This is a genomic window from bacterium (assembly GCA_030654305.1).
GTDB lineage: Bacteria > Krumholzibacteriota > Krumholzibacteriia > LZORAL124-64-63 > LZORAL124-64-63 > PNOJ01.
In genome coordinates this window covers 1-5,485 of record JAURXS010000156.1, presented here as the reverse complement: position 1 = coordinate 5,485, position 5,485 = coordinate 1, and the positions used below count along the sequence as shown (strand labels likewise).

The 5,485-nt window shown below is 71.5% G+C and carries 5 protein-coding genes; all 5 read left to right on the top strand.

Annotated elements, in window-relative coordinates:
• On the top strand, positions 1 to 540 hold a 540-nt coding region (gene amrA / locus Q7W29_04225), incomplete at its 5' end, for an AmmeMemoRadiSam system protein A (GenBank protein MDO9171021.1).
• Positions 541 to 565: 25 nt separating this feature from the next.
• Positions 566 to 2,254, top strand: a complete 1,689-nt coding sequence (locus tag Q7W29_04220) for a carbon starvation protein A (protein ID MDO9171020.1) — start codon at positions 566 to 568, stop codon at positions 2,252 to 2,254.
• Between the two features lie 115 nt (positions 2,255 to 2,369).
• Complete coding sequence (locus Q7W29_04215; GenBank protein ID MDO9171019.1) at positions 2,370 to 3,548, top strand: aminotransferase class I/II-fold pyridoxal phosphate-dependent enzyme; 1,179 nt, start codon at positions 2,370 to 2,372, stop codon at positions 3,546 to 3,548.
• A 22-nt stretch (positions 3,549 to 3,570) separates the two neighbouring features.
• Positions 3,571 to 4,701, top strand: a complete 1,131-nt coding sequence (locus Q7W29_04210) for an N-acetyltransferase (GenBank protein ID MDO9171018.1) — start codon at positions 3,571 to 3,573, stop codon at positions 4,699 to 4,701.
• The coding region (locus Q7W29_04205; protein MDO9171017.1) for an NAD-dependent epimerase/dehydratase family protein at positions 4,698 to 5,485 on the top strand (788 nt) is incomplete at its 3' end. The genes Q7W29_04210 and Q7W29_04205, both read left to right, overlap by 4 nt.

The window sequence follows — 5,485 nt, the reverse complement described above, 5'->3', positions numbered from 1 at the left end:
CTCGCGCGCGCGGCCGTGGACGCGGCGGTGCGGGGCGAACCCCCGCCGCTGCCCAGGGCCTTCGCCGCAGCCGCCGACACGGAGTTGAGCGGACCGCTGCTGGAGCGGCGCGGCGCCTTCGTGTCGCTGCACCGCCGCGGGCGGTTGCGGGGCTGCATCGGCGACATCGCGGGCACGGCGCCCCTGTGCGAGGCCGTGGTCGCCAACGCCCTGGCGGCCGCGTTCCGCGACCCGCGCTTCCTGCCCCTGACCGCGGACGAGCTGCCCGGCCTGACGCTGGAGATCTCGGCCCTGTCGCCGCTGCGGGCCGTCGCCGACTGGACCGCGATCGAAGTGCCGCGGCACGGCGTCGTCATGGCCTGCGGGAGCGCGCGGGCGGTCTTCCTGCCCCAGGTCGCCGCCGAACAGGGCTGGGACCGCGAGACGCTGCTCGACCAGCTCAGCCTCAAGGCCGGCCTGGATGCCGGCGCCTGGCGCCGGGGCGCCCGTTTCCACATCTTCGAGGCCGAGGTCTTCGGGGAGGAACCGTCGCGGGACTGACTCGCGACGCAGTGCAGGAGGCGCGTTGAACAGCCTGTGGATCGCCGGCCTAGCCGCCGCCTGGCTCGTGATCGGCTACCGCTGGTACGGTCGCCGCATCGCGAGCCGCCTGATCGGGCCCGACGACGCGATCGTCGTGCCGAGCCGCAGCCGGGCCGACGGCGTGGACTACCACGCCACGCGCGCGCCCGTCCTGTTCGGCCACCACTTCTCCTCGATCGCCGGCGCCGGCCCGATCGTGGGACCGCTGCTCGGCGTGCTCTACTTCGGCTGGGCCGCGGCCCTGGGCTGGATCGCCCTGGGTTCGGTCTTCATGGGCGCCGTCCACGACTACGTCTCGCTGATGGCGTCGGTCCGCAGCGGCGGCGTGTCGATCGGCGAGATCGCGGAGTCCACGCTGGGCGGCCGCGCGCGCTTGATCCTCTCGGTCTTCCTGTGGTGCACGCTGGTGATGGTGGTCGCGGTCTTCGGCGTGATCACCGCCCAGACCCTGGTCAAGGAACCCGGCATCGTGCTGCCCACCTTCGGCCTGATCCTGGTGGCGGCCGTGTTCGGGGCCGGCGTGCTGCGGCCGGGGCGGCCCCTGCTGCCCTACACGCTGCTGGCCCTGACCGCGCTGGCCGCCCTGGTCTGGCTGGGCGTGCGGCTGCCCGTCACGCTGCCGCCGACGGTGCTCGGGGTCCCGGCCGCCACCATCTGGTTCTGGATCCTGATGGCCTACTGCGTCTTGGCTTCGACGCTGCCGGTCTGGCTGCTGCTGCAGCCGCGCGACTACTTGAGCACCTGGATCCTCTACCTGGGCATCGGCGGCGGTGTGCTGGGCCTGGTCGCGCTGCACCCGACGTTGGGGGCGCCGGCCTTCACCGGCCTGTCCGCGCCGGGACAGGGGCCCGTCTGGCCCATGCTGTGCGTGATGATCGCCTGCGGCGCCATCTCGGGCTTCCACTCCCTGGTCGCCGGCGGCACCACCAGTAAGCAGATCTCCCGCGAGAGCGACGGGCTGCGCATCGGCTTCGGCGCCATGATCCTGGAAGCGGGCCTGGCGGTGATGGTGGTGCTGATCGCCGCCGGGGCCCTGGCCTGGGACGCCGGCGCTGCGCCCGCCGCCGGCAGCCTGCAGCAGCTGATGGGCCCGGCGGGCGGCGGTCCCATCGTCGCCTTCGCCACGGGCTTCGGCCGCCTGACCGACGCCCTGCCGGGGCTGGGCGCGTCGGTCGGACTGTTCTTCGGCATCCTGATGATCAACGCCTTCGTGATCACCACCCTGGACACCTCGACCCGGCTGGCCCGCTTCGTCCTGCAGGAACTCGTGCGCGACGCTCCGGTGGTCGGCGGCCGCTGGGGCGCCACCCTGGCCACGGTCCTGGCGGCCGGCTGGCTGGGGGCCAGCGACAGCTACCACCGGATCTGGCCCGTCTTCGGCGCCGCGAACCAGCTGGTAGCAGCGCTCAGCCTGCTGGTGGTCTCGAGCTGGCTGGTCGGGTTGCACAAGCCCCGCGCCGCCACCCTCGTGCCCGCGCTGTTCATGCTGGCGACGACGATCGGGGCTCTGGGGTGGCAGTGCGCGGGCTTCCTGCGCGACGGGGAATGGCTGCTGGCGGGCATCGCCGCCGGGCTGATCGCCATGGCCGCGTTCCTGGCCTGGGAAGCGCGGGGGCTGCTGCACCGGAGCGGCAGGACGGTCGGGAGACGCCGGGAGCCGGCTTCGACCTGACGTAAATTTATTGGTATGCGGCTGCGAACCCGTATATGTTCTGGGCCGACTGCGCCCGTAATCGAGAACGGATTTCAATACGTGCAGCCGACGGTTCAACAAGGAACACGGTAACATGGGTCTGTTCGACAAGGTCGCCCACTTCACCACGGCCAGGGATCTCCAGGCCGCCGGGCTCTACCATTTCTTCCGGGTGATCGAATCGGCCCAGGAGAACACGGTCCGGATCGATGGCCGTGAAGTCATCATGCTCGGGAGCAACAACTACCTGGGCCTGACGAACCACCCCCGGGTGAAGGAAGCCGCCAAGCTGGCCCTGGACAAGTACGGCACCGGTTGCGCCGGTTCGCGGCTGCTGAACGGCACCCTGGACATCCACCTCGAGCTGGAGGAGAAGCTGGCCCGGCTGGTCGGCAAGGAGGCCGCCCTGGTCTTCTCGACGGGCATGATGGTCAACCTGGGCGCGATCTCCGCGCTGGTCGGCCGCAACGACACCGTCATCGTCGACCGCACCGACCACGCCTCGATCATCGACGGCACCCGCCTGAGCTTCGGGCAGGTCAAGAAGTACAAGCACAACGACATGGCGTCGCTGGCCCACACCCTGGACGTCTGCACCACCGACGGCAAGCTCATCGTCGTGGACGGCGTGTTCTCCATGCACGGGGACATCGCGAAGATCCCGGAGATCCTGGAACTGGCCGAGCGCCACGGCGCCTCCCTGATGATCGACGACGCGCACGGCGTCGGCGTGCTGGGCAAGCAGGGCCGCGGCACCGCCGACCACTTCGGGGTCACCGACCGCGTGCCCCTGATCATGGGCACCTTCAGCAAGTCGCTGGCCTCGGTCGGCGGCTTCATCGCCGCGGACAAGGACACCATCCACTTCATCCAGCACATCGCGCGCTCGCTGATCTTCTCGGCGAGCATGCCGCCGGCCTCGGTGGCCTCGGTCTCCGCGGCGGTCGACGTGATGCTCGAGGAGGACTGGCGCCTGAAGCAGCTGTGGCGCAACACCGAGGTCATGATGGAGCGCCTGCAGGACGCCGGCTTCGACACCGGCCCCTCGAACACGCCCATCATCCCGGCGGTCATCGGCGAGGACCTGATGGCCTTCCAGATGTGCGGGCGGCTGTTCGAGGAGGGCGTCTTCGTCAACCCCGTGGTCTCCCCCGCCGTGGAGAAGGGCAACGCCCTGATCCGGCTCAGCCTGATGGCCACCCACACCGAGGACGAGGTGCACCGGGCCATGGACATCATGACCCGCGTGGGCCGCGAACTGGGCGTCGTCTGACCCGATCCCCCGAGGAGACCGCATGGGCGTCGCGATCACCCCCGTCGCCGGCAAGCGCGACCTCGAGGCCTTCCTGCAGCTGCCGTACGACGTCTACGCCGACGACCCCCACTACGTCTTCCCGCTGCTGAAGCAGCTGCGCGAGTTCCTCGACCCGGCCCACAACCCGTTCTTCCGCCACGCCGAGACCCGGCTCTGGCTGGCGCGCCGCGACGGCCGGGTGGTCGGGCGCGTGGGCGCCTGCGTCGACCGCTACCACAACGAGCACTGGCACGAGACCACGGGCTTCTTCGGCTTCTTCGAGTGCGAACGGGACCGCGCGACCGCCCACGCCCTGCTCGACACCGCCCGGGACTGGCTGCGCGGGCAGGGCCAGACGACCATGCGCGGGCCGCTGAACTTCACGACCAACCACGACAACCCGGGCCTGCTGATCGCGGGCGAGCCGTCGTCCCCGGTCACCGGCATGTCCTACAACCCGGTCTGGTACCAGGACCTGCTGGAGTCGTACCCGGGCCTGGCCAAGAGCCGCGACCTGTGGGCCTGGCGCATCACCGCCGACGGCTTCACGCTGCCCGCGCGCGTGCTGGAGAACGCGAAGCAGGTCTTCCGGGGCGAGAGCGACCTGACCGTGCGGCCGATCAACAAGAAGGACTTCCGCAACGAGGTCGAGCTGATCCGCGGGCTCTACAACCGCTGCTGGCACGAGAACTGGGGCTTCATCCCCATGGACCCCGACGAGTTCTACTTCGCGGGCCGCGAGATGAAGACGATGGTCAACGAGAACCTGCTGCTGATCGCCGAGTGGAAGGGCGAGCCGGTGGGCTTCAGCATGACCGTGCCGGACTTCAACCTGGCGCTCAAGCGCGTCCGCGGCCGCCTGTTCCCCTTCGGGATCTTCCGCTTCATCGCCGACCGCAAGAAGATCGTCTACGCGCGCACCCTGCTGATGGGCGTGCTGCCCGAGCACCGCCACAAGGGCGTGGACGTGCTGATGGTCCTGCGCAGCTACAAGGCCGCGGTCAAGGGCGGCATCACCGCCGGCGAGTGCAGCTGGATCCTCGAGAACAACACCGCCATGAACCGCATCCTCGAGAAGCTGGGCGCCAAGGTGTACAAGACCTACCGGATCTACGACCTCCCGCTGTCATGAGCGCCGGCGCCGGCACGCGCGGTCTGGTGGCGCTGACCGGCGCCACGGGTTTCCTCGGCAGCCACATCGCCGACCTGCTGCTGGCCCGCGGCCACGCCGTGCGCGCCGCGGTGCGCCCGACCAGCGACCGCCGCTGGCTCGACCCGCGCGTCGCGACCGTGACGGCGGTGCTCGCGCCGCCGCGCGGGCTGCCCGACGACGCCGACACCGCCGGCCTGGACGAGCTGGTGCGCGGCGCCGACGCCGTGCTGCACTGCGCCGGCGTGGTGCGCGCGCCCGACGACGACAGCTACCGCCGCGGCAACGTCCTGAGCACGCGGCGCCTGCTCGAGGCGGCCGCGCGCGCGGGCAGCGTGCGCCGCTTCGTGCTGATCTCGAGCCTGGCCGCGTCGGGCCCCGCCGGCCCGGAGCGCCCGCGCCGCGAGAGCGACCCCTGCGCCCCGATCACCGGCTACGGCCGCTCCAAGCTGGCCGCCGAGCAGATGCTGGCGGGCGACTGGCCGCTGCGCACCTGCGCGCTGCGGCCGCCGGCCCTGTACGGCCCGCGCGACCGGGCCTTCCTGGAGCTGTTCCGCGCGGCGAAGCACGGCTGGACCGCGCAGCTGGGCAACGTCCGCGCCCTGTCGCTGCTCGACGGGCGCGACGCGGCCGCGGCCGCGGTCCTGCTGCTGGAGGACGAGCGGGCCCGCGGGCCCTGGTTCGTCGAAGACGGCGCCGTCCACGACACGGCCGCCCTGGCCGCCGCCCTGGGCGCCGCCTGGGGCCGCCGCGTCCGCAGCACCCG

Coding starts and splice junctions, on each gene's coding strand:
- Q7W29_04215 (MDO9171019.1), top strand. CDS start 2,370: ATGGGTCTGTTCGACAAGGTCGCCCACTTCACCACGGCCAGGGATCTC.
- Q7W29_04210 (MDO9171018.1), top strand. CDS start 3,571: ATGGGCGTCGCGATCACCCCCGTCGCCGGCAAGCGCGACCTCGAGGCC.